22 protein-coding genes and 1 pseudogene are annotated in these 23,977 nt (G+C 44.0%); 14 read left to right on the top strand and 9 right to left on the bottom strand.

Annotated features, from left to right (window positions below):
• Positions 1 to 73: 73 nt before the first annotated feature.
• From V7L05_RS11985 to V7L05_RS34675, 3 genes are read right to left on the bottom strand one after another with little or no spacing between them, the layout of a single operon-like run.
• Positions 74 to 5,206 carry a PAS domain S-box protein gene (locus V7L05_RS11985; protein WP_335164371.1) on the bottom strand — a complete coding sequence of 1,711 codons (5,133 nt, stop codon included), beginning with the start codon at positions 5,204 to 5,206 and terminating at the stop codon, positions 74 to 76.
• Between the two features lie 51 nt (positions 5,207 to 5,257).
• A complete protein-coding gene (locus V7L05_RS34670; RefSeq protein WP_442937854.1) occupies positions 5,258 to 6,019 on the bottom strand; it encodes a response regulator in 762 nt (253 codons plus the stop codon).
• Between the two features lie 5 nt (positions 6,020 to 6,024).
• Positions 6,025 to 7,284 carry a response regulator gene (locus tag V7L05_RS34675; protein WP_442937855.1) on the bottom strand — a complete coding sequence of 420 codons (1,260 nt, stop codon included), beginning with the start codon at positions 7,282 to 7,284 and terminating at the stop codon, positions 6,025 to 6,027.
• 538 nt (positions 7,285 to 7,822) lie between these two features.
• Here V7L05_RS34675 and V7L05_RS11995 point away from each other — a divergent pair.
• Together V7L05_RS11995 and msrA (V7L05_RS12000) are read left to right on the top strand one after the other, a co-directional pair.
• Entirely contained in the window at positions 7,823 to 8,359 is a 537-nt protein-coding gene (locus tag V7L05_RS11995; RefSeq protein WP_335164372.1) for an AI-2E family transporter, read from the top strand.
• Positions 8,301 to 8,759, top strand: a complete 459-nt coding sequence (gene msrA / locus V7L05_RS12000) for a peptide-methionine (S)-S-oxide reductase MsrA (RefSeq protein WP_335164387.1) — start codon at positions 8,301 to 8,303, stop codon at positions 8,757 to 8,759. The genes V7L05_RS11995 and msrA (V7L05_RS12000) overlap by 59 nt, the downstream gene beginning before the upstream one ends.
• Before the next feature lie 49 nt (positions 8,760 to 8,808).
• On the opposite strand, the gene msrA (V7L05_RS12005) is transcribed toward msrA (V7L05_RS12000), so the two are convergent.
• Both msrA (V7L05_RS12005) and V7L05_RS12010 read right to left on the bottom strand, forming a co-directional pair.
• Entirely contained in the window at positions 8,809 to 9,300 is a 492-nt protein-coding gene (gene msrA, locus V7L05_RS12005; protein WP_335164373.1) for a peptide-methionine (S)-S-oxide reductase MsrA, read from the bottom strand.
• A 361-nt stretch (positions 9,301 to 9,661) separates the two neighbouring features.
• Complete coding sequence (locus V7L05_RS12010) at positions 9,662 to 9,934, bottom strand: NAD(P)-binding protein (protein ID WP_442937856.1); 273 nt, start codon at positions 9,932 to 9,934, stop codon at positions 9,662 to 9,664.
• A gap of 26 nt (positions 9,935 to 9,960) precedes the next feature.
• On the opposite strand from V7L05_RS12010, the pseudogene V7L05_RS12015 reads away from it, so the two are divergent.
• The 3 genes and pseudogenes from V7L05_RS12015 (at position 9,961) to V7L05_RS12025 (ending at position 12,200) form a co-directional block, all read left to right on the top strand.
• Positions 9,961 to 11,165, top strand: a pseudogene (locus V7L05_RS12015) (AIPR family protein).
• A 56-nt stretch (positions 11,166 to 11,221) separates the two neighbouring features.
• Entirely contained in the window at positions 11,222 to 11,365 is a 144-nt protein-coding gene (locus V7L05_RS12020; protein WP_190240995.1) for a hypothetical protein, read from the top strand.
• 265 nt (positions 11,366 to 11,630) lie between these two features.
• Positions 11,631 to 12,200, top strand: a complete 570-nt coding sequence (locus tag V7L05_RS12025) for a tyrosine-type recombinase/integrase (RefSeq protein ID WP_335164388.1) — start codon at positions 11,631 to 11,633, stop codon at positions 12,198 to 12,200.
• 88 nt (positions 12,201 to 12,288) lie between these two features.
• Here V7L05_RS12025 and V7L05_RS12030 read toward each other — a convergent pair whose 3' ends face one another.
• A complete protein-coding gene (locus V7L05_RS12030; protein WP_335164374.1) occupies positions 12,289 to 12,843 on the bottom strand; it encodes a hypothetical protein in 555 nt (184 codons plus the stop codon).
• Positions 12,844 to 13,151: 308 nt separating this feature from the next.
• On the opposite strand from V7L05_RS12030, the gene V7L05_RS12035 reads away from it, so the two are divergent.
• The 7 genes from V7L05_RS12035 (at position 13,152) to V7L05_RS12065 (ending at position 17,480) form a co-directional block, all read left to right on the top strand.
• Positions 13,152 to 13,652 carry a hypothetical protein gene (locus V7L05_RS12035; protein ID WP_335164375.1) on the top strand — a complete coding sequence of 167 codons (501 nt, stop codon included), beginning with the start codon at positions 13,152 to 13,154 and terminating at the stop codon, positions 13,650 to 13,652.
• 27 nt (positions 13,653 to 13,679) lie between these two features.
• Positions 13,680 to 14,228 (top strand): GNAT family N-acetyltransferase, encoded by a 549-nt coding sequence (locus tag V7L05_RS12040; protein ID WP_335164376.1) that lies wholly within the window; start codon positions 13,680 to 13,682, stop codon positions 14,226 to 14,228.
• Positions 14,229 to 14,249: 21 nt separating this feature from the next.
• The gene (locus tag V7L05_RS12045) at positions 14,250 to 14,789 is read left to right on the top strand and encodes a hypothetical protein (RefSeq protein WP_335164377.1); all 540 of its coding nucleotides are present in this window, start codon (positions 14,250 to 14,252) and stop codon (positions 14,787 to 14,789) included.
• Positions 14,790 to 15,023: 234 nt separating this feature from the next.
• Positions 15,024 to 15,191 (top strand): hypothetical protein, encoded by a 168-nt coding sequence (locus V7L05_RS12050; protein ID WP_335164378.1) that lies wholly within the window; start codon positions 15,024 to 15,026, stop codon positions 15,189 to 15,191.
• A gap of 87 nt (positions 15,192 to 15,278) precedes the next feature.
• The gene (locus tag V7L05_RS12055; protein ID WP_335164379.1) at positions 15,279 to 15,881 is read left to right on the top strand and encodes a siphovirus Gp157 family protein; all 603 of its coding nucleotides are present in this window, start codon (positions 15,279 to 15,281) and stop codon (positions 15,879 to 15,881) included.
• A gap of 434 nt (positions 15,882 to 16,315) precedes the next feature.
• Positions 16,316 to 16,765, top strand: coding sequence for a hypothetical protein (locus V7L05_RS12060; RefSeq protein ID WP_335164380.1), 450 nt, complete (start codon positions 16,316 to 16,318; stop codon positions 16,763 to 16,765).
• A gap of 340 nt (positions 16,766 to 17,105) precedes the next feature.
• Complete coding sequence (locus tag V7L05_RS12065) at positions 17,106 to 17,480, top strand: hypothetical protein (protein ID WP_335164381.1); 375 nt, start codon at positions 17,106 to 17,108, stop codon at positions 17,478 to 17,480.
• Positions 17,481 to 17,926: 446 nt separating this feature from the next.
• On the opposite strand, the gene ppsA is transcribed toward V7L05_RS12065, so the two are convergent.
• The 3 genes from ppsA to V7L05_RS12080 all read right to left on the bottom strand — a co-directional run bounded on the left by ppsA (position 17,927) and on the right by V7L05_RS12080 (position 21,752).
• On the bottom strand, positions 17,927 to 20,542 hold the full coding sequence (ppsA, locus tag V7L05_RS12070; protein WP_335164382.1) for a phosphoenolpyruvate synthase: 2,616 nt from the start codon (positions 20,540 to 20,542) through the stop codon (positions 17,927 to 17,929).
• 242 nt (positions 20,543 to 20,784) lie between these two features.
• Positions 20,785 to 21,201 (bottom strand): GNAT family N-acetyltransferase, encoded by a 417-nt coding sequence (locus V7L05_RS12075; protein WP_335164383.1) that lies wholly within the window; start codon positions 21,199 to 21,201, stop codon positions 20,785 to 20,787.
• A 134-nt stretch (positions 21,202 to 21,335) separates the two neighbouring features.
• The gene (locus V7L05_RS12080; RefSeq protein ID WP_335164384.1) at positions 21,336 to 21,752 is read right to left on the bottom strand and encodes a GFA family protein; all 417 of its coding nucleotides are present in this window, start codon (positions 21,750 to 21,752) and stop codon (positions 21,336 to 21,338) included.
• A 1,264-nt stretch (positions 21,753 to 23,016) separates the two neighbouring features.
• On the opposite strand from V7L05_RS12080, the gene V7L05_RS12085 reads away from it, so the two are divergent.
• Complete coding sequence (locus V7L05_RS12085; RefSeq protein ID WP_335164385.1) at positions 23,017 to 23,295, top strand: hypothetical protein; 279 nt, start codon at positions 23,017 to 23,019, stop codon at positions 23,293 to 23,295.
• A 124-nt stretch (positions 23,296 to 23,419) separates the two neighbouring features.
• On the top strand, positions 23,420 to 23,860 hold the full coding sequence (locus V7L05_RS12090; protein ID WP_335164386.1) for a hypothetical protein: 441 nt from the start codon (positions 23,420 to 23,422) through the stop codon (positions 23,858 to 23,860).
• The last annotated feature ends 117 nt before the right edge of the window (positions 23,861 to 23,977 follow it).

Raw genomic sequence — 23,977 nt, forward strand, 5'->3', positions numbered from 1 at the left:
TGCTAAATCAAGGCGAATTAATTATTAAATGGCATCGCAAAGTCAAAAACAAAGGTAATGCTGTTATAGCAAGTTAAATGTGGAACAGCTTATTAACCTGTTGAAACTGCCCAAAGATGGTTTCTAGCTTCTCACCTGGAATGCCCCGTCCCTGGTCGGTCACTCGAAATAAAACCTGCTGAGGTTGTGGTTCTACATTAACAGAGACGGTGGTTCCAGCAGGAGAAAATTTGACGGCATTGTTAATTAAATTCACCAGCACTTGCACTAGCCAATCCAGGTCTGCCCAAACCTGAATGTTTCCAGTGGACGATCGCAAATCAACCTGGTTCGCTTCTGCCAAGTTTGGCACACTGGAGAATGCCTGTTGCACAAGCGTCGCCGCCTCACACCATTGCTTTTTCAGTTCCACCTGTCCTGACTCCAGTTGGTTCAGTGCCAGAACATCATTAACCAGTCGCACTAATCGCTCGATATTGTTGTTGGCAATGCCTAGCATCTCTTTCGCCGTTTGGGGATCGTCATCCAAAACTCCGGTTGCCACGAGTCCCAGCGCCCCCCGGATTGAGGAAAGCGGTGTGCGAATTTCGTGGCTGATGATGGAAATGAATTCACGCTTCATCCGTTCTAACTCACGCTGTTGAGTGACATCCCGCACCATCAGCAGCCCGCCGTTATGCGTCTCACTGCCGTTGTGGAGCGGCGAATAGCGGGCTTCGATCCACTGGCGCTGTCTGGTTTTGGGGTGGGTAAAGTGAAAGTCGAAGGTCGTGACGGTTTTTTCTATGCCGGGATGAAAGCCTTGCAATGTTTTAGCGTCCAGGAGAACAGCAAACACGTCTACTCCATGTCTGCCCATGACGTCTTCCTGCCGCAGTCCGGTCATCTGTTCCATTGCAGGATTCCAGAGGGTGCAACAGCCATCAGCATCAAAGGCAACAATGCCGTCTACGCTGCTGGTGATTAGCTGGAGCGATCGCTCCTGTTCAGAACGTAGAGCGCCTTGCAAACGCACCAGGGCAGAAATGTCACGCCCCTCAACGATCACCCAGAGGATTTGATGGGTCTCGATCGCGTAGATGGGTTTTGCGGATATATCGAAGGTGTGGAGATTGCTGCTGGCATCGAGAATGTTAACTTCTTGATGGAAAAGCTGTCCGGCGGCAGCCTGGGCGACTAACGTTTTGGCAATTTCCTGAAGTTCGGCGGTGGCATTCCAGGAGGGGAATTCCCAAAACGGTTTGCCAATGACAGCCTCACGCTCAACGTTCGCGAAGGTTAGCGGATTTTGATTGATTTCTAGCAACATTCCATCGGGGGTGAGCAAGCCGAGAAACTGGTACATTTGGTCGAAAACAGCCCGGAATTTGGCTTCGCTTTCCTGGAGGGCAATTTCTGCTCGTTTGCGATCGCTGATATCCACCACCACTGCAACCGCAGATTGAACTTGACCGAATGCATCCCGAACAGGTGACACACTGTTGCTTACCCAAACTTCAGAACCATTCTTGCGGATATAACGCTTCTCAATGGTAAAGTCAATGCCTTCGCTGGCTAGGCGCTGGTATAGCTCAATGTTGTGAGGTAAATCGTCAGGATGGGTAATGTCCTGCATCCGCTTGTGTAACAGATCCTCCCTGGAATATCCTGTAATCTCGCTATATTTCTGGTTGACCAGGATGAGCCGTCCTGTCAGATCGCCTTGAGCAATGCCTGCGGTTGCCTGATTGACGATCGCACGGAACCGCTCTTCGCTCTCGCGCAGTGCCTCCTCTGCTTGTTTTCGATCGGTGACATCTAAGGCACGTGACAGGATAGATATCAACTCACCTGCCTCATTCCTCAAGACAGAGTTATACCACTCGCAGTGAACGATTGAGCCATCTTTGGTATAGTTGCGGCTATTCATCGTTTTGGACTGTTTATCCCCATTTACCAGGGGTTCAATGACCTCTCGGCGAGCGGCTGCTTCATCTTCAGCATGGACAAATCCCATATCGATCAGGCGTTTGCCAAGCACCTCCTGGCTTTTCCACCCAAAAACGTTTTCCGCCTGCGGTGACCACTGCACGACACGCGCTTCAGAATCAAACTCCATCACAGCGAGTGGAGAGTTCATGACGTGATACGTCAGGCGTTGGTGAGTGACACGCAGTGCTTCCTCGGACTGCTTGCGAGCCGTGATATCTCGATAGAAAATGCCAAGCCCCTCCTCAGAAGGGTAGGCGTGAATCTCCAGCCAGATATCATAGCTGGGCGGCAAGTAATAGTGATGCTCAAAGTGAACCGGAATCTGCTCCGCCATTGCCCGTCGGTACTGATGCTCTATGTTGGTACCGACTGATGCGGGCCATTCCTCCCAGTGTGTTTTTCCCAGCACTTCTGTGGCAGGTTTGCAGTTGATCCGTTGCGCTTCTGAATTTTGGTAAATAACTCGCCAGTCGCGATCGAGAGCAGTAAACGCATCCGTCATGCTTTCCAGCAACCGATTAATGCGGTTGTAGGCATCCTCAGACTGCTGTTGAGCCGCCTCACTGATCAGCCGCAGTTCCCGCTCTTTCTGCGCCGCTTCTTGACGCATCCGAGCCATTTTGAGCGTTGCCTCAACTCGCGCCAACAGTTCCCGCGCCGAAAAGGGCTTGATCAGGTAATCATCCGCTCCGGCTGCTAGTCCTTCAAGCCGCGATTCTTCTCCAGCCCGGGCAGACAGCAGAATGATTGGAATCTGATGAGTGTCTGGGTTCGCCCGGAGCGCTTGTAACAATCCAAAACCATCGAGGCGAGGCATCATCACATCGGTTAAGACTAAATCGGGCATCTGTTGCCGAATGGCGGCTAATGCGGCGACTCCATCAGACACGACTTCTACCTCATACTGTTGATTCAATAAACGCCTCATATAGTTGCGCATATCGGCATTATCGTCAGCGAGGAGGATGCGAGCAGGGAGAGCGGGTGAGTGGGTGGACGGGTAGATGGGTGGACGGGTAGATGGGTGGTGTTCCGCTTCACTCATCCACTCATCTACCCATTCACTCCTTTCGTTTGGTAGCCAGCGCAACACTTCCGCGATATAAGGGGTAGCTCTTGTCTCTATTGAGGCAAATGAACGCTCTGCACCAATGAGTTGGGCTTCGCCGTGTTGTAGTTGTAGACGATCGCCTGGCAAATGACTGTATCCAGTGGGAATTGATATCGTGAAACAGGTTCCCTGACCCACCACGCTACTGACTCGAATGCTGCCACCATGCAGTTTCACCAACTCCTGCACTAAGGACAATCCAATTCCTGACCCTTCATAGCTCCGTCCTGCTGCCCCCTTTACCCGATGGAATCGCTGAAAGATATGAGGCAGTTCTTCGGCGGGAATGCCCGTACCCGTATCTCGCACTTCTAGAATGACATGAGGAAGGACAGACGTAGAAGTGTGAAGGGTAGAGGCTGACGATTCAAGTTGCGATCGCGATACTCCAAGTTCTAAGGTGGAAGCGTCGAGTTCTGAGGTGGAAGCATCGAGTTCTAAGCTCGAAGTGTCAGGTTCCGAAGTCAGTGATTCGAGATCAGAATCTACCGCTTGAAGTTTTGAGATGGAATCGTCAGCTTCGGAACTCGACGTTTGAAGCATTCTCCTCTCTTCCCATCGTAGACTGACGACAATTTCGCCCTCAAAGGTGAACTTGAAGGTGTTAGAAAGCAAGTTGAGGACAATCTTTTCCCACATTTCGCGATCGACATACACAAGCTGAGGCAGCGGGGAGCAGTCTACCCGTAACCGTAAACCTGCACGCTCGATCGCAGAGCGGAATACCCCTGCCAGATCGGTTGTTAACATCGCCAGGTCTGTTGGCTCGTATACTGCTCCAATCCGCCCTGCCTCAATCCGCGCGAAATCTAACAGTGTATTGACCAGTTTCAGCAAGCGTTGGGCGTTACGATGGGCAATCTGGAGTTGGTGTTTTAGAGCCGGTGAGTAAGCGGGTAGGTAGGGCGATGGAGTCTCATCTATCCTTCCACTCTCCTGCTCCTCCACTTCCCCACTCCCCTGCTCCTCTAAACTCGCCAGTGCATCTTCCAAGGGACCGAGCATGAGTGTCAGGGGTGTGCGAAATTCATGACTGACATTACTGAAGAAAACGGTTTTAGCGCGGTCTAGCTCCGCCAATGCTTCTGCCCGTTTCCGTTCTGCTTCGTAAGCCTCCGCATTGGCAATACTGGCTGAGATTTGCCCTGCAACCAAATCGATGAATCCTCGATAGTTGCCGTCAAACAGCCTGAACGGATTTAACCCAACCACCAAAATGCCAGCTTTTCCGGTCTTACCTGATGCAGCAATGGGTATGGAAACTGCTTGATGCGGCATTTGCTGCCAGGCACCCGTGGGGAAGTTGTCAAACGATGCTTCCAAGTCCGTAATCAAGCAGGCTTTTGGGGTTCTGACAACGTCTGCAAGCTGCCAAACCGAATCATCGTCAAACGCAACGGCTTGAGGAACGGCAGGGTGGTCTCGATCAATACTAGATGTCCCTGCCAGAACAATCTGTTGTTGCTCCGGCTCGATGAGATAAATCATCGCAAAGGGAAGATCGTAAGGATTGGTTTCCAGGCAGCTTGCACTGAGAGTGCAGACTTCATCGAAAGTACGGGCATCTGTCGTTCTGGTTGCCAGTTCCTGCAACAGCGCTAACTGACGCTCACCGACAATGCGCTGGGTATCGTCCGTACAGGCGCAAAAAATACCGCCTGTGCCGCCATGATCATCGGGGATGGGGCTGTAGGAGAACGTCACATAGGCTTCCTCTGGATAACCTTTCCGCAACATGATGAACAACAGCGCTTCGTCAAACGTTCCCTCATTTTTGCGGAGCGCCGATTCTATCCGAGGTTCAAGTTGATCCCAAACCTCATGCCAGACGCGGGAAGCGGGAAGCCCCAGGGCTGCCGGATGTTTGTTTTGGAGGAAAGAACTGTAGGCGTCATTATAGAGGTTAATCAAGTCTTCGCCCCACCAGATAAACATAGGTTGGCGCGATGTCAGCACAATGCGAAGAGCGGTCTTTAAGCTTTGTGACCAATGCTCTGGTAAGCCTAACGAGGTTTGCGACCAGTCGGCGTTACCTTCGGTACACGCGAAGCGTGCTCGCATCAGCGCACCCATTTCACCGCCGCCTGCAAACAGTTGGTCTAACACAGCCTGTTCATTAGTCATGGCATGGCTCCTATTCTGAATACAGCCGTTCTCAGTTCACTTGTTTTCTCCTCAGGGTCTGCTCTTTCCAACGGTGAATGAATCAGATAGTTGTCCCAGTCGTTTCAAAATTCGCTGAATCAAATTGGCTTCTACAATTGGTTTCAAGACATAATCATCTGCTCCTACGGCTAATGCCTGATGTAGGGTATTAGCATCGGCATGCGCGGAAAGGAACAACACAGGTAACTGGCTCCAGTGCGGATCGCTCTTGACCACCTGGCATAGTTCAATACCATTGAATCCTGGCATCGAGACATCCAGCAGCAGTAGATCCGGGCAGGTCACTTCCAGGAATTGCCAGAACAGAGTTGGGTCCGCTAAAGCCGTTACTTGAAACCCTCTCGGTTCCAGGTTGGCTTGCAGCCGTGTTAATAAGACTGAATCGTCATCCACAATCAGCAGTTTGGCAGCGATCGCCTCGATCGGGTTGAGAAGCTGAGTGACGACCTGGAACAGTTCAGAGGGCATCGCGGGTTTTTGCAAAAAGGCATTCGCTCCCAGGCGAGCTACTTCCACGCGCTTGCTCAAATCACCCTGCCCGCTCAGCACCACTACCGGAATCGTTGGGAACTGACGCTTAAGCTGTGCCAGTAGGGTTAACCCGCTTTCCGTGGTGTTAGAAAAGGTAAAATCCAGCACGATCGCATTCGGCATACGGGATTGTAGCCGCTCACGGGCACTGATCGGGTCGCTAGCCGTTTCCAGATGAACAGCCCAGTTAGGAGCCTCTGCCTGCATTGACTCAAGCATGTTTGGGTCGTCGTCGATCATCAAGACTATAGAGGACGCGGTGAGGGGAGGACGCGGCGACGCCGCGAGTACTTCTTGATTCCCCGTATCCCCGTATCCCCGTATCCCCGTGTCTCCGTGTCCTCTTCTATCTCTGTGTCTCCGTGTCCCCGTGTCCCCGCGCCTTCGCTACTTGGCACAGCAAACATAGGCGATCGCTGGGTAATGCACCGGAGTTGCTGAAGCAGCGTTTCGAGTTGAACCGCTGACTCGGATTGCAACACAGCCGTTGAGGAGTTTAGAACACGTTCGATCTGACGGGCAAGCTCTGCTGCGTGTGGAATGCCATATGCTCCCAAAGAGCCGATGAGCCGATGAGCAATGGTTTGGGCGTGCTGCCGCTGCTTGGGGTCGAGAGAGTTTGTTGTAAGGTGGGCGATCGCCTGCTCCAGCGTTGCGAGTTGTTCCTGCAATCGCTCCTGAAACCCTTGCCACATCTGCTGAATCGTTGCTACTGCTGCGGTATAGTCAGCATCCATACTGCTAGTACTATCAGACTGGGAATGGTCAGACTGGGAATGAAGAGTGCCATTCCATTCTTTTCTCATCTCTTCATCGTCCTGCCGCTCCTCAGGCAATGCTCTCAATCGATATCCCAAACCATATAGGGTTTCGATCGGATTAGACGTTAGCCCTGCCATTTGGAGCTTTCGCCGCAATCCACGAATCTGGGTGGTGACTGCCTCTTCGCCCGGGCATTCATCAATCGACCAAATGCGATCAAGCAGCGTTTGTCGATCAAAAATTCGACGTGGGTGCCGTAAGAATAACTCCAACAGTTTGTATTCCTTAGGCGTGAGGTGTAGAGGTTTACTCTGGTAAGTTACCTGACAATGATTTGGGTCAAGCTGCAACTCGCCCCAGCAGAGTACCTCCGTTAACTCAGTGTTGCCTCGTCGTAACAACGCGCGAATTCGGGCAAGTAGTTCCGATCGCTCGTAGGGTTTGGTGACATAATCATCGGCTCCTGCCTCAAAGCCTGCCACACGGTCTGCCGGATCATCCTTCGCGGTCAGTAGCAAAATGGGGACACGCTGATTCTGCGTTCTCAGTTGCCGACAGAGGCTAATGCCATCCAATCCTGGCAGCATTACATCCAGCACAATCAGGTCATACTGGCTCGTCTCAACTAATGCCACTGCTGATTTGGCATTATGAGCTGCATCGAGCGTAAACAGTTGGGCTGACAAAAAGTCGACTAGGGCGGCTACCGTATCTTGATCATCTTCAATAATCAGAAGTCTCATACATAGAACCTTGCAGATTGTGTCTTGCAAATCCCTAATATGAAGGAATACGCCAGGTTAGAGATTTCAGAGGTAACTGAGGTATCTTTCGTTTTATCAGGTTGCTATCAATTCCTCATCCCTCTAAAGCTTCAAAATATGTAAAGTTTTATGAATAATTTCGTTGGCAAATTACCATGATTTCCTCAGAAAGCCCTTATGTTCCCTTTCTAAGGTGTAGAAGCATCCATATTCAAGCAGTGTGGAATTGTTTCAGCAACTCATCCAGCTACTTAGTGGATGCTAAGTAACAATATCCTTCTTTTTTAGATGTAACAAAACTTCTTTAGATGTAACAAATAACTGTTGCATCTAACACATGAGGGATCAGCGTACAAATAAAATTCGCTGAAATTCGACGAGCAAAACATCTCTTGAGTTGCTGCGGTATTCAAGAGATGAGCCTTCACTCTATATCAAAATGATCGCAGCAAAACTAATTTGCAAACCTGTGTTTAACATCCTACAAAAACACATCAGCCCAAGATGGTTGATGGTTATGATATTTCCAATCCTCATTCTAAATGCTTGGCTAGTGATCAAAACGCTCCAGTACTTTCAACCTCTGGTGGCGATCGTGATTCTGGCAGCACTTCTAGCATTCATCCTGAACTATCCCGTTCAATTTCTTCAGCAGCATGGTAACAGACACAGTGTTGCAGTGGTTGTCGTCTTTCTCGTCACCTTATTGATCCTGATGGGGTTGGGGATTACATTAGTACCTCGTTTGATTGAGGAACTCAGCCAGATCGTGGTAACAATTCCAGATTGGATTGAAGCCAGCAACCAACGGCTTGAGAATTTGCAAGCTTGGGCAGAACAGCGACATTTACCCGTGAGCGTGAGCCTGCTTGATACTCCGATTACAAAATTATCCTCGAATAGCTTGCAATCTATCGCCAATCCCCTTTTATCCTTAACCATGAGTACGGTTGGAAGCGCCAACAATATTGTTTTCACGATCGTTCTAACCTTCTATTTTCTACTCTGGCTTTTCTGGAGGCGATGCAAGAACCGCAGACTACACACTTGTTAGTGCTGGATTAACTAATCATGCTGAATCCGTAAAAATCACTTACGATCCATCAAAAATATCATATAACCAGCTTCTGAAGGTCTACTTTTTGGTAGCGCATAACCCAACAGAGTTAAATCGACAAGGCCCAGACTCAGGTAAGCAATATCGTTCGGCGATCTTTTTTGCTAACGATGAGCAGAAACAAGCTGCACAAGAATATATCGCTCAACTCAACAAATCGCAAATCTTCGACAAGCCGATTGTGACGGAATTAGATCCTTTGAAAAGTTTTTATCAGGCTGCGGCATACCATCAGAATTATATAGTGCATCATCCGAGCGATCGCTATGTTGTAATGAATGACTTGCCGAAGCTGGCTAAACTTCAAGCAAAGTTCCCTGATATGTATAGCAAGTAAGGGGATTTACAGCATTCGACTTTTAAGATCCCTTCAATCCGGTGAAAGATTAGCCTATCCTGTAAGATGCTCGTCCATGCTTCTCCAGATATTGCTGATGATACTCTTCTGCTCTATAGAATTGTGATGCAGGCACAATCTCCGTCACAATTGGATTTTTGTGATAGCGAGAACTATTTTCAAGCTGCTCCTTGGAAGCTCTTGCTAATAATTCCTGCTTTGGTGTGTGGAAAAATATAACTGACCGATATTGAGAACCAACATCTAGCTCCTCGTGGTTTGATGCTGTGGGATTGTGCTTATTCCAAAACAGATTTAGCAGTTCATCATAAGATACTATTGCCGGATCGTATTCCACTTCCACTACCTCAGTATGTCCAGTTTTTCCTCTACAGACATCTTCGTAGGTTGGATTATCAAAGTGTCCGCCACTGTAACCAACTGCTGTAGAAGTTACTCCTTTTACTTGACGAAATGCTGCTTCAACTCCCCAGAAACAGCCTGCTCCAAATGTCGCTTTTTGTAGATTAGCGTTTTGCATATCTTTGACAACTATTTTGTGATAATTTTAAATGAAACTCATCAAATCAGACAGATACTTGAGAAGGAAATATTTTCTAAATACTGCCTGATTTATTTTAATTATTAGAATTACAGATTATCCTGATACGAGTATGATATAAAACTGAATATTATCTAATAATTAATTGGAAAAAATAGTTTAATTTAAAATTAATATACTACTACAGCACGGCGTAAATAAAACACCCATTCCAAATCAATGAAAGGCTTGCAGTATCCGAATTACGAACTTGTACTGAGCGTAGCGTCTCGTAGAGAAGTATTACGAATTACGAATTACGCATAGCGGTACTAGCTTTTGCTAACTAAAGGCATGATTATCATCTACTATTCTTGTTGTTTTTATACACGTTAAGCCATCCGTTCAATGAGCCGGGAATAATCCGTTCAGCACAAGTGGCGCAAGTGTTTTCGCCGCTTAGTAGTTCGTACAATAACGGCTTGAAACTGAAGCGATCGCGCTGTTCAATTAAAATAATCGGATGGGAATAATTTTGCTGGCTTAAGTGTAAAGCTGTAAACAGTCCAGCGAAGCCACCACCCAGGATGACTGTGAGATGAGACTGAGACGCTCGAGAAGAATAATTGAGAATGTATCGCTAAGATGCAGAAACCACCCATGCCGAAAAACTGGATTATTAAAGTAGACAACTATTTCCATGCAAACCCCAATTGCATTATCGCCACCGCCCATGTGGACACGTTTCCCACAAACCTACCCCTAGAACCCAACATCCGGGAACCAAACCGCAAAAGTGCAACCTACAGACAAATCTTCGACTCACTGACGACCGAACCTGTAAAATTCTTCTCTCGTCACAGTGGAATCGTTCTGTCAGCCAATAAAGTTAAACCTAGCAAAAACAAAACCGAACTGGAGTTAGAAGTCTTAGAAGCTAGCGAGGGGGGTAGCGATGGCATTATCAACGGAGGTCACACAGTTTTAGCTTTTGAGCAAGCTAAAAATTACAAATATGACCTCAGCCTTGCCAGAGTCAAAGTTACCATCCACATTGGCCTCCAGGAAGAGGAAGCTAAAGATATAGCCCTCGCCTCAATACCACATCGCCAGTGGATTCTCGCTCCAAAGTCAACGCCAGGGGAGATTACAAATTTATCAAGCAGTATTTAGCCCAGTTAGAAAGAGCAGAAGATAGAAAATTTAGAATAGCCTATTACCAAAACCAAAGCGGCGCTCCTAGAAATGCTCAGTGTAATGTTAACCACTTGTTCAAGCTTCTAAACTGCCTCGACAGAAATAGATACAATCCCGACGGCAATAAACGAAGCAAGCACCCTACAGGTACGAACACCCCAAGCCAAATCACAGACACTGAGAGAGAAAGATTAACTCTTTTACTGCCTCTACTTCCCAAAGCTCTGTGGATTGAGCAAAGACTGTACGAAATCATCCAAGAACATATCAGCAACCCCAGAAGAAAGGGTGTTAACGATTTAGCATCAATCGATACACGCAAAAGTACCCTGCTTCCCGACAGCAAGTACTCCTTTGGGTTTGGTGCACCAACCGACCTGGCACTACCCATAATTGCATCTTATCGGGTATTCCTAGACCAAGACTATAACTGGATTATTCCTTTTGAGGAATTTGCGGAAAACTTTCTCCAACACCTGTGGGTTAACTATTATCGTAAATACTTGATATCGGAGAAAACAGCAGGAAATACAGTGGGGACTAAAATTTGTCGCAACTCAGAGATTTGGGAAAGTCTGTACATTTCAGCCCAAAGTTATCTAAATCAGCATTTGGTGAAAATTGTCAACTCCAGCAAGCATGAAGAATTAACACTCACACCAAGCTAAAATGTCCACTTAACAATTAATTGTCATCTAGGAAGAGATTATAGGCATTTTCTGGAATGCCAGTCTCTAGGCAAAGTCTAATTGTGCTGCGATCGCCCACCGTAGGCGCTTTGTGCCATCGCAGCGCAAGGGATTTTCAAAATACAGGTTCTGTGGGTTGGCAATTACCGTCTACCCCTAAAACCTGTAGCCTTTACTAGAAAAGGATTTCCGGATTTAAATAGCAAATTAGACTTGACACGATGGATTTTACGGCGTACCAAGGTAGGTAAATTGCGCTTTCACGAGAATTATCTGCACTTTATTAGTGCGATAGTCTCCGACCGACCGGAAGTCATCGCAAGAAGGCGGGCGGTTACGCCATCGCATCAATAAACAGTTGCTCCCGTTCACCTGCGGTGGTTTGGGAAGAAGCTAACAGCACCAGCTTCCGGAGTGAACCACGGGCGGTGAATTAAGCGCACCCTGACTGAAACTGAGATTGAAATCCTATTCGATGCAGCTGCACAAGTTGTAGAACAAGCCCCCACCCCTCACAAAAAGATACAAGCGCAACGCAACCAACTAATTCTGGAGCTTTTTTACTACGGTGCTATTCGGGTAGGTGAGAGTGGTTTAACCTGGGCTACCATGCATTCAAATCAGTCTGGGCTACCTTACATCAAAGTGGTAGGCAAAGGAGACAAGGAGCGCGATGTTCCCATACCAATAGAACTTTACCAATACCTTTTGGCTAATCGACAACATGCTAAAGACAAAACCGAGCCGCTTTTCACAAGCCAAAAAACGGGTGAACCCATTTGCGATCGCCACATCCGCCGCATCATCAAATCCATTGCCGAAGTAGCACTTTTAAGTCGCATCCCCTCCCCACACTGGTTGCGGCACAGCCACGCCACCCACGCTGCTAAAAACACGCCTATTCACATCATCACCAAAACGCTGGGACACTCGTCAGGGAAAATCACCATAGACAACTATCTACACGTGGGTGAAGATGAAGCTAGCTCTCTTAACCTCAAACGATATCGCTGAGGCTTTGTGAGACATGCCCCGATTAGAAATTAGCGGCGATCGCCACGTAACCCATCGCGCCACTACCCCACTCAGGTGAACGCTTGCGTCACCTGAGCGGATGATACAGTTCCTCCGAAGCGTTCCATTCCCAACCCACGCTCATTGGATCGCGGTTACGTGACCAACTCAAAAATTCTTTGGTACTGAGTTTTTCTCTTTCTGCAATCAGGCTTTGGGGGCTAACACCGAGTCTTGGGGCAAGACTTTCGTTTGTCCTGGGTTGTAGTTCAACTTGTGTTTGTTGGTACGGGTGCACTTGTCTTCGCGGTTTGTTGTTGCTCAATCTCCCAGAGGCGATTGCCCGTTCGATTAACTCCAGCTTTTTGGTGATAGCTTCAAGTTTTGTTTCCACCGAGGAGCCTTGACGGGCAAGATGGGATTCCAGTTTCTCCAGCTTTTTTTCTAGCTGTTTGACTGATTTACTGCCTGCCGTTACATCGATATCATTATTGATATCAAATTTTATTATTAATTCCTCTAAGGCTTGCAACAAGGCAATTGTATGCCCTTGCCTGTGTAGTTTTGATAGTCGCCGAACCACCTTAATTAGTGGAACGGGTACACGAATCATCTCGCTTGGTGGGGACTTTTGGTCAGGCATTTGATATCATTTTTGATATCGACATATTGATTGTAAAAGGTTTGGCGCAAAGCTAGAACTTACTGAGTATTAATTGCGCCCAGCTTTTAAAGATTGTTACATTTAGACACAATCTGCTGTAGAGGAATAAAAAAGTTCAACAATTTCTGTTATGTGCTTTACCCCGCTCCAGGCATCCGTCCATAAATCGCTTGAAAGAGCCTGTACACCGCGCCCACGCTACGTTATTAATTACTAGAGCGATCGCTCTTAAGGCGGGGCGAGCTAAAATTTTAACCATGTAGGGGTAGAGCTACCAATGTAGGGAAATGACCGAACTATATAAGGCTGGAATCATTGAGCTAACAGAAGATGAAGATTTATTTGACGTTGCGGTGCATTTTGACGGCGATATTTTTCTTCCCAACATCGTTTTTGAAGGCAAAGACCACGCATTGCGGCAAGCTAAAAAGCTTTATGATTGGCTAGAAGCTAATCCAAAAGAAATCAATGGGGAGCGACTGCGTTGGCAATCATACACAGTTAATCGTGAATCTTTAAGAGAGTATCCAGCCTGCTATTTACCTTACTACTATTCAACATACGAGCAAAGTTTAGAAGTTTCAATTTTTGAGCGAGACCAAGAAGCCATTGTTTATGGTTGGTTGAGTGCTGAACCTTTACCTTACTATATGGATAAAGAAGATGGTTTGGTAGTTCTTGGAGACATTTCAGATGATGCTGTGCTAGCTGGTTGGCATAAAGCTATTGATATACGCATTGACATTTACTCTTTTATCTACCAGTCAAATAGCAGTCACAAGCTTTAATAATCAGTTGACAATTAGGAGCTTTATGTGCAGCGAAAAATCGAGTTAAAAAGGGGTGTTGATAATACATCTGTTGAAGCCTATTTGGTAGATTTAGTCCAAAGACATGTTGATGATTATGTCAATTATTGGGTCGAAAGCTTAAGGTTATTTAGTCAAGAAGATAAATACTGGGATTGGATATTCAAATTAAGATATATTGACAATCAAGAAAATCTTGAAGGTTACGCAGTTGAGTGCGAAAACAAAACTCAAGGATTAATGATAATAGAAACGCAAATGCACGGTTCTCGGTTGAATATTGGTAAGAGGCTAGTTTATGTTGATGGTATTGCCACTGCCCCCACTAACCGAATCGAGATTCAACGCCCACCTCAATTCAAAGGTGTTGGTCAAGCACTATTAAATTTCGCAAGAATTAGAAGTGTTGAGTTAGGGTATGAAGGTAGAATTGGGTTGCATTCTTTACCAAGGTCTGAAGGATTTTACGAAAAACAAAACATGTTGAACTGCGGTTCGGAAGAAGAATATGATAATTTAGTTTACTTTGAGTATGGTGTATTGAGACGAAGATAAGGGCTGATTAGGTAAAAATTTATGAATCATCAACAGCAAAAGGATAATTCTGAGGCAAACGAGTCAATAACAACCCAAGAAGCTATAGATTTACTTTTTGGTGAAGGATGGCTCGAAGAGGCTGTTTGCATCGAAGATGAAGCAAATTGCACGATTGGCGCTGGTTTGGATTGGGGTAATGCATTACCACCTTTAATGCTCAACCTTCCTTTATTTGGTCGCCTATCAACGCTGCGTGTATCTCTCAACCGCGAAGTCAGGCTAATAATTGAAACATGGGATTTAGGTATAGGTACAACTTCTGCGACAGAGACTGCAAGGGCAAGCATTAAAGAGCGGTTGCTATCTCCTACGCCTGAGTTAATACCTCACTTGGAAGCTACTTTGTTGCAAGATGATTTATACGGTGAGGAGTTTATATCTAACCGCGAAGCTCTCAAATCTCTACTTGCAGTAGTTCTTACTGATGCTGATAGAGAAGAAATTGCAGAGAAGGCTGCTAATTCAATACGCACACAAGTTATGTCACAGGTGAATTTTTCCGGAAAACTTTCTGCGTAAATATAATCACAATAATATCGCGTCAAATTCAAGCAAATTCATCAAAGGGGCGATCGCAGGAGCAGAGGTTACTCTACATTGCTCTTAGCCGCATCCATGAGAATTAAATCTATCTGGTATGATAACTCTCATTAAGTATATTAATAAGGTAAAAGAGAAATATTCTCTTTATAAGTCAACATCACAACATTTGCTGACGCAACAACTTCGTTGAAAAATTGAAGTTGTATAGACATGAAAACTACTACGAATTCTAACCCAAAAGCTAACAAACAATTAGTAAAATCTGCACAGCAAATTAAACAAACAAGCACCTTCATAAGCGAGGCAGATTACTACGACTACGAAGCAGAATTAGCACAAGAAAAATCAGACTACTATCACTTGCGATACGGGTACTAAATTCAATCTCCTTTCAAGCATCAACTCTTTTTAGTCAACAACGAGTAGCAGTTAGTTGCTACTCGTTTTTTATATCAAAAGTAAATTATGACTCAAGCAATTGAACGCGAAATCAACCAACTCACTCTCAAAGAATTAAGCCTAGATGCTGCTAAACTTTGGTCACAGATAGAAGAAGCAAGCGAGTTAGGAGAAGAGGGTAATGTAGAACAACTCTTACAAGAACTTATGGGTGTTCAAGATGGTATCGAAACCAAAATCGATGCGATCGCCTGGGTAGTTGACCAGTTAAATCTTGACCTTGAAACCTGGGAGGAAAGAAAAGCGCGAGTAGCCGAACTCCACGACCGGGTAATTTCACGTCGCAAAACTCAACTTGAACAAATCAAGCGCACCCTCATCCACCTACACGAGATTGGATTAATCAGTGACAAAAACATCGGTAAGGAAAGGGTAATTGAAATCAGGGATAACCCACCAAAAGTCGCTAACTTACTAGTAGAAGTAGATGATGAAGATTTTCCTGATGAATTTAGAGTTATTAAGTACCAAGCTAATAACAAGGCAATTATTGAAGCCTATAAATCTGGTAAAGATATTAGCAATGTTGCCGAGGTAACTATCGGGAAGCAGGTGCGGTTTAAGGTGCAATCAGGTAGTAAGTCTCGCAACAAGAAAAACCACAACTAATGGCATACGCCCCAACCATGTGAATCAAACATAGGTATATCCCATCAGTTTACAAAAATATCATCAAATGGTTAAGGGTCAAATCTTAATCATTTTTATTTTTTTTTAACCTATAGCACTATTTTAAACTTCTTCAAAAAATCATCAAACCTTTGCCTGATTTTAAACTCAGTGAAGATATAATCGATGAAATTGTAGATATCAATGACAGCAACAGTAACTATGTCGGGCTAGGTACAAACATCGTTACAATAGGTTGGTATATTTAACCTTATTTAGTGTGGCTAAACAGGTAATTGCAATTGATTAGGTAGTTTCTATTTTTCAACTATCAATATGATAATTCAAACTACTACTACGTTTAAGTTTAATCTGAAGGGATGCAATCACCCTAAATAAAAACTTAAATATTAGGCATCGGGAGCAGCCTTAAAATGTCATATAACAAAAACCGAAGTATAGTTATCCGTAACGCTATTATCAACAGTTTGTTTATCCTCTGGTGTTTAGTTTGGCGCACTGGTTTGGGGCTAACCTTTTTTATCATCTATGCTTCCCTTGGCTACATGTATAGCTGGCCATTCTATCTTCCAATTTCGATTATTTTGGGATTTGCCCCTTGGGGCTGGAAGGTACAAGAAGAAAGAAGGGATAGAGAAGAAGAACGAAAAATGAGGAAGTTGGAAAATAAAATTGGGGATGGTTTTATCTATGCCAAAGCTGAATCAAATATCGAGATAAATTACAGGGGAGTTATCTTCCTCAAGTCAGTATTTGGTCTATTTGTTAGCGGCTTTTGGGGGATAGTACTTGGCTGGAAAGCTATTTGGGGTATGGTAGTACAGTTAGTAGATAATATCAAAACAATTGTTAAATATATATAAAATAACATTTTCATATAACTACTAAACCAAGCCCAAGAGTTATTTCATTACTGTTTCAGCATAATTTGGAGACAGTAAGTATTAAAAGATAACTTATTTTTGAGCATTAAATTAATATAAAATTTATTAATATTTCCGATAAATAAGCACCAATTAAATAATTTTACGTCATTCAATAATATTCAATATCTCTGGTTTTGGGATAATATCAAAGCTGACAGAGTAATTTTGTAAAAAAGCATTTTTAATATCAGACAAGCTCACGCTTAATATAAATAGAAAGCTGGCATATCGCTTCATAAATAGCCAGTTACTAGTTATATCAACAGGAGTTACAACAATGGAATTAGCACAGTATATGCTGACAGGGCTTCTCTACGTGATTATTTACGGATTTTCCACTTTCTTTATTTTCCAGTTCTTAATAGAGATATCTATCGCTTTTGAAAAACACTGTAACCGCACTACATCTATAAAACCCACTGTAATTAAAACCGAAACCTTAACTGAAAAATCCAAAATTTGGATATCTACCAAAAACAAACATCAAGTATTTACAACCAAACAGATGACTGTTGAACAGTTAAGAAAGAAATGCTCACAAGCTGGAATAAAATGGAGTTACGCTATCCAAGAATCCAAAACAGGTAAGAAACGACATCTCAACCGAGAAGAAATGTTAATAGCCTTAAGCCAAATTAAACAGTCAACATAATAAAAACATAACCTGATAGTAATTCATTCTATTATCAGTTTATATAAACCCAATGCGACGCTATCAAATTTGTCTCTAACTTACCTTATCAAGAAGCTGGAGGAATCAAATGTTTAAATGCTCGTAACCGATGGATAATTAATCAAATAAAAAATGTCCACGATATGATGATTGCTATCTGGGATGAACAACCTGGAGGAACAGCTAATTGTATTGCCGATGCAACAAAATTAAACCGCAGAGTCATAATTTATAACTGGGTTACAAACACTTATCAAAAGTTAGGAATTTGGTAAATTAATCAGCAGTCTCATTGACTGCTGATTAATATTTATAAATACTATTATTAAAATCTAACAGCGGATGCCCCATTCCGGCTCCTCGGCTTCGGAAGCTGTCGGTAGTCCTCATTGGAAACTCCCTGAATTCGCCAGCAACATCATCCATTATAGGATTTCTACATACCCTTCTGTTCCATGTACACGAATTCGTTGCCCATCTTTTATCAGTTTGGTAGCATTTTCTACTCCAACAACTGCTGGTAAGCCATATTCACGTGCGATAACTGCTCCATGGGTCATCAGTCCACCAACTTCGGTGACTAGACCTTTTATAGATACAAACAATGGTGTCCAGCTAGGGTCAGTAAAGGAGGTGACTAATATATCTCCATCTTCTAGATCGGCATCTTCCATGTTTAAGATGACACGTGCTCGTCCCTCTATAACTCCGGAAGAAACAGGTAGACCTACAATAGCTTCGGCTGGGAGATTTTCTCGTTTGTACTTACCTGCAATGATTTCACCGTCAGAGGTGATAACACGTGGGGGAGTTAGTTTTTCATATAATTTGTAATCGTCTTTTCGTTTGCTGATGATCTGGTAATCCAGTTTATTGGTGCATACGGCTTCGTGAAGTTCTTCAAAAGTGAGATAGTATATATCTTCTTTTTCATGAATAACGCCCGCTTGTACGAGTTGTTCGGCTTCTTTCAGTAACGCCTGCTTATAAACAAAGTAGCGATTAACCATGCCGTATTTTGGATATTCACGATAACCGATGAAATTCCGGATCAGGTCGATCATTCGTTTTGTTTCATTGGCCTTTTGTTCACCATCTGGTAATTGCTTCAATCGATCTAATAACTCTTGTTCTTTTTTCAAAGCTGACTGTCGCCCTTGCTCAAATTTCCGATTGCTGGCATTAGGCTCAAAGTTTTTGAGATTATTAAGAATCATGGGGACAAGTGTAGTTGGTTTTTCACTCCAACGAGTTTTAGTAATATCGATTTCTCCGGCACATCGCATTCCGTATTTGTTGAGATAAGCATAGATAGCGTCTTGGGTTTCCTTTCCACCATTAAACTTAACCAGTTCATCCAAAAAGTTATCATCTTTTACATGTTGTAAATAATCAATTACTTCTGGATAAGGACGAATCACATCTGCGACATCCAATAGTTCCAGACCCATTTGTGAAGTAATATTGTTGGGTACAGATTGAGAAAGCGTGTCTGCTACGTTTTTTTCATCTAACCACTCCTTCATTTTTTCATTGATCCATGATGAAGCATTCATAGCAGTCATAATCACACCAAAACTTTGTGGATCAAATAAACTCTTCTTTAATTGCTGGATATCTTCCAGAATAAAATCAATTAGATCCGATCCTGATTTCGTTTGGATGTTATGTTTTAAATCGTCTATCGATCTTTGACTACTCTTAATCAGATCAGGAACGATTGTCGGATCGTATTCGTTTAGTGTTTGAAAATCCGCAGGCGATGGAGATTTATTGCTTTTACCGGAACTCTGTTCTTTTTGATCATCTGGTAACGATTCAATGAAATCTCCTCGCTCTATGATGGTCATCAGTGCGTCTTTTATGAGCGGCTCGGATTTTCCCAACACATCTACTATAATTTCTCTTCTAACAGGTGAAGCCAGATCAGGTGTGATATCAACAAACAACCTTCCACCAGCTTTATGCATGGGTCGAGCAGCTGTTAACTGGAATAAAGACAATCCCAATGGTTTGATGGGGTCAGTCATCATTTGTTGATGACCGACAGATACATAGACGTGATTTTCCCGATCGTTCGCTTCAGGGATCGGGTATAAAGTAGTGATTGGCCGACTCTGGACAATATAAAATGTATCATCAACCAAACACCATTCGATGTCCTGGGGGCAGCCGAAATGTTCTTCGATCTTTCTGCCTATGCGCTCAAGCTGTAAAATCTGCTCATCCGTCAGCGCTTGCCTGTTCTGTCTCTCAGGTTCAATCTCCTGTTCTTTCGTACCGCCATCTTTTAAGGCGTAAATAGCCAGTTTCTTGGTGGATATCTTCTTATCGATAACCTTGCCGTTACACACTTTATAGATATCAGCATTCACAATGCCTCTGACCATAGCCTCACCAAGTCCGAAGCTGGCATCAATGCATAACACCTTCCTATTAGAAGTGACGGGATCGGCAGTAAACAAAATTCCTGCCACCTGCGGAAAGACCATCTTCTGAACAACCACAGACAGGTGGACTTTACGGTGGTCGAAGCCGTTTTGAAGACGGTAAATTACTGCCCTCTCGGTAAATAGCGATGCCCAGCACTTGCTGATATGCTGATAGATTGCTTCCTTTGGGATAATGTTCAAATACGTATCCTGCTGGCCTGCAAAAGAGGCCGTTGGTAAATCCTCTGCGGTTGCGCTGGATCTTACTGCATAGGCATTTTTTTCATCAAACCTGGAGAGGAAGCTGGTGATCTCTTCATTAATGTCTTGAGGAATGGCTATCCCTTCGATGATCCTGCGAATCTCACCGCTAAGTTCACCGATTTTATCCCGGTCTTCCACCAATAGATGCGATAACCGATCAAGTAATTCGTTAATCGACGACGTTTCCCCAATGATTCTTTTAAAGGCTTCAGTAGAAACACAGAAGCCATCCGGTACGCGGATTCCTTCAATCTTGGAAAGTTCCCCCAGGTTTGCGCCTTTACCCCCAACAACCGTGATTTTTGTTTTATCAATATCTTGAAAACAAAGCACAAATGAACTCATCAGTTTCCCTCCTTTGGCAATTCATACTTTGGTAATTTTGACTGCATCACAACCGATCGACTCTCGACGGTCGGTGTGCATGGGTGTTGTTATGCGGCGATCAGCTATGCTGGGCGCTCTGCGCCATCGCTCACTAGCTGCCGCTACCGCGATGCGATCGTGTTTTCAGGATGCCAATCTGCTCGGTTCAGGCAATAAACAAAACAGTCATCGTCGCCAAACCTTCGTGGTTCAACAAATTGTCAGCCAAGACGTTCATAGAAGCGGTGAGCGCGAGTATTGCTGGCAAGTGGATCGATGAGGACAGTCGTCACACGCGGGTCGGCAAAACATCGAGCTAAGGCAAGCTGCATCATTCTTGTGCCGTAGCCTTTGCCCAAATCTGTTTCTTCCCCAATCCAGATATCAATGGCACGAAGATCCGGTGTAACATCGCGCCAATAACGGCTTTCCTCACGCGCTGGATCGATAATTTGGACAAATCCAATGGGACGACCCTCGATCTGGGCAATTAGTTGCTCTCTCCAGTCAGGATTGCGACTCAGTTCTACCTCCCAATACCAATCATCGTTGGGATCTGCGGCAATGACATGAGGTTGTTGATCCCAGTGTTGCAGCAGTTTCAAGTCAGCAGGGGTGGCAGGGCGTAAATTAATCATTACTAAACAAGCCTCGTCCGCTTACGATCGCCCATAAATGGTTGCCATACCTTGCGGTTCATTGATATTGACATGAACCTTTGTTGTACATATAAATTCTCCTCTAAAAAATTAGCGATCTAGCCGACTAGACTTCAATTATTGGCTGACGGCATTTTGGTAAACTTGGGTAAATCTGGGTTCATATAATCCCACGGCTGGGCACTAGCGGTATAAAGATCCATTCCAGGTTGAAACCAGCCTGGATCGTCAAGGCTGCCTGCAAGAATGCCTATCAGTTCGAGATTCGGCGGTTTACTAAATAATCGAGAACCACAGTTAGGACAAAATCCCCGAGCGACTGTGGCTCCACTATCGCCAATGACCTCGTAATATTTAACCTCTCCAGCGATCGTGACGGCATCGCGCAAGACAAGGAGCGCCGCCGCAAATGCGCTGCCCGTTGCCCGCTGGCAATCGCGACAATGGCAATTGCCCATAACAATTGGCTCTGCCGAACATTCGTAGCGGATAGTTCCACATAAACAACCACCTGTAAAAGGTACTTTCATCCTACTTCTCCTGTGTTTTCATCGAGCAGAACAACATGGCAGGGATGAAAGCCGCGTTGTGCCAGGTATTCAGTGGGCGTGCAATCGGCCAGCGACCGAAAATCGTGAATAAAATGTGCTTGGTCGAAATAACCACAGGCGATCGCGGTTGGTAAGTCTGGTAAATCATCTGGTTTTGCCAGTCAATCAACACTAACAGATCATCTTTAGGCTACCGCCGAAACCGATGATTTGACGACTTTACTCCAACTCGTACACCATATAGCAATCCTAAATGAGTTGTGAAAATAAACGAACCGCCAAGTCGCCAAGAACGCCAAGAAAAGAAAGAGAAGTTTTCACATATGATTTAGGACTGCTATACTAAACGATACTCCACCTATCCGATTGACGATCTCGCTCCCTGGTACTTTGATAAAGCCTGCTCGTTCATACAACCTCAGACACTTATTAAGTCTGGGAGTGAGCAATGCCGTAGCCGATAAAATCACGCTTCAGGTCACAGAAGTAGATTTCTCTGGCACTAGTACTTGGTCATTTTAATATTTTAATAATTATGACAAAGAATGCTAGATAATAAGGATAAACGCGAACGCCATATAGTTTATCTGTACTATTTTGGTCAAAATTTAGAACCCCTTTAACTATCATTTCGTATTTGTTCCTTCATGAGTTGAGATTGCTTGTGGTAGATCCAGTATCGAGGTCAACGTACCATTTTATAAATTTTCAACTTTAATAATTCCTGTACTATTTTTAGTATTCCCAAAATCAAATTTCTATACCCCCAGTTGATAACAAGCCGTTCAGGAAACCTCTACTTGTGATGTCGAGTCTGCCGTACAGTCATGGGGTTGGGCATTATGCACAATAAAGTTAGGGTCTGTAATGGTTTCGACTCTTTGGCGAAAGCATCTCTATGAAACAGGTCGAGAGTGAGTCATATCTCGTAAATCACTGGCTCTTTTTATAGAAGAAGCGAATATACGGTAGCAACCGCTTTGGGTTAATCATGTCCCAAAGCGGTTATTGAAATGTTATGCCATCGCTTTCCGCCGAAATAAAGACCTGTGGGAGATGTCGGAATTGTTGACGGGTATATTGAAGAATTCGGGTGAATAAAAATTAATAAACTAACTGATTAGAAGAGATTAATATTATTCAATAACTGGTATTTCAATCTGTTTGATAAGATATTTTTACGGAACTTATCAAGTCACCTATAAAACGAAACTCAGTCCAAATAATTCTCAAGGGTAGGAGTATGAAATCAGATGTATTAGAGCTATGTCATCAAGAGTTTAAAAACAATTGCGTGAGGTTTTTGTCAGCAATCGCAATTGAGCCTGGATATTTTCAAAGCTTTGAAGAGATAATGCAGGCTGTCTCGCTTGAAAGCGCTATCCCATACAAAGATTTAGTATCTTATGAAAAGGACTTTCTTCGTGGTTGGGATGAGGTTTATGAAAAGGCTTGTGCTGAGGCTTACCGACGAAAAAATGGGGAAAGTCCTAACTTGAACTGGTTTGATAAGCTTGGCTGAAGCCAAAATATTTCTCGGAGTGCTTTAAATCCTTGGACAGGAAATCAATCATGATTATTGATACATTAATTTTAGTAGTTTTAAGTATCAAGTGACGAAAAGATAATTATGACTAAAACTAGACTTGAAAAAAAGCGAAGACGGCCGAAATTATGCCAAAGGGCAAGTTGCAACTCCACACGGTTTTGTGCTTGTTTATTCTGAAAAAGGTGAAAGATCCTACACTTATTTAAGATTTATTTGGAATGGGATTGAGTATTACAGGGGAATTGCCAAAAGCTATTCACAACTGTATTTGGTAACATTAGCTAGAAGATACGCAGAAGAAATTGTAATTAAATCCGAACAATCTAATGCAAGAAACATTATGGAACAAGCCAAAATTGAATCACGAGTTAAGGAATTAGACGCGAATTTAGAGTTAACTTCTGGGGAAATTTTTGATGCTGTTTGCGGTGAATTTGGACTTAATATTACTTCTTTGGAATCAGAATTGGGCTGCAAGTGTCCGTTTGCATTAGTTGGCTATTTGTCAGAGTGCGAAACAGGAAATCATGAATATTAGCAAAAAAATGGAGGATTTTGGAGTATCCGCTCGGTAAATCGGGGTAGAACTAAAAAATCAGAATGTAAATTGGTACACACTGGGTTATAAAATATGACACATGACGCAAAAATCATC

It is taken from the genome of Nostoc sp., from assembly GCF_036917755.1.
Lineage (GTDB): Bacteria > Cyanobacteriota > Cyanobacteriia > Cyanobacteriales > Nostocaceae > Nostoc.

Bases quoted from the DNA above. Each gene is read 5' to 3' on its own strand.
- V7L05_RS12050 (WP_335164378.1), top strand. From the start codon at position 15,024: ATGAAAACTACTACGAATTCTAACCCAAAAGCTAACAAACAATTAGTA.
- V7L05_RS12035 (WP_335164375.1), top strand. From the start codon at position 13,152: ATGACCGAACTATATAAGGCTGGAATCATTGAGCTAACAGAAGATGAA.
- V7L05_RS12075 (WP_335164383.1), bottom strand. From the start codon at position 21,201: ATGATTAATTTACGCCCTGCCACCCCTGCTGACTTGAAACTGCTGCAA.
- V7L05_RS12045 (WP_335164377.1), top strand. From the start codon at position 14,250: ATGAATCATCAACAGCAAAAGGATAATTCTGAGGCAAACGAGTCAATA.
- ppsA (WP_335164382.1), bottom strand. From the start codon at position 20,542: ATGAGTTCATTTGTGCTTTGTTTTCAAGATATTGATAAAACAAAAATC.
- V7L05_RS11995 (WP_335164372.1), top strand. From the start codon at position 7,823: ATGATATTTCCAATCCTCATTCTAAATGCTTGGCTAGTGATCAAAACG.
- V7L05_RS12065 (WP_335164381.1), top strand. From the start codon at position 17,106: ATGGAATTAGCACAGTATATGCTGACAGGGCTTCTCTACGTGATTATT.
- V7L05_RS12055 (WP_335164379.1), top strand. From the start codon at position 15,279: ATGACTCAAGCAATTGAACGCGAAATCAACCAACTCACTCTCAAAGAA.
- V7L05_RS12085 (WP_335164385.1), top strand. From the start codon at position 23,017: ATGAAATCAGATGTATTAGAGCTATGTCATCAAGAGTTTAAAAACAAT.
- msrA (WP_335164373.1), bottom strand. From the start codon at position 9,300: ATGCAAAACGCTAATCTACAAAAAGCGACATTTGGAGCAGGCTGTTTC.
- V7L05_RS12060 (WP_335164380.1), top strand. From the start codon at position 16,316: ATGTCATATAACAAAAACCGAAGTATAGTTATCCGTAACGCTATTATC.
- V7L05_RS12030 (WP_335164374.1), bottom strand. From the start codon at position 12,843: ATGCCTGACCAAAAGTCCCCACCAAGCGAGATGATTCGTGTACCCGTT.
- V7L05_RS34675 (WP_442937855.1), bottom strand. From the start codon at position 7,284: ATGAGACTTCTGATTATTGAAGATGATCAAGATACGGTAGCCGCCCTA.
- V7L05_RS34670 (WP_442937854.1), bottom strand. From the start codon at position 6,019: ATGATCGACGACGACCCAAACATGCTTGAGTCAATGCAGGCAGAGGCT.
- V7L05_RS12080 (WP_335164384.1), bottom strand. From the start codon at position 21,752: ATGAAAGTACCTTTTACAGGTGGTTGTTTATGTGGAACTATCCGCTAC.
- V7L05_RS11985 (WP_335164371.1), bottom strand. From the start codon at position 5,206: ATGACTAATGAACAGGCTGTGTTAGACCAACTGTTTGCAGGCGGCGGT.
- V7L05_RS12020 (WP_190240995.1), top strand. From the start codon at position 11,222: ATGCCAGTCTCTAGGCAAAGTCTAATTGTGCTGCGATCGCCCACCGTA.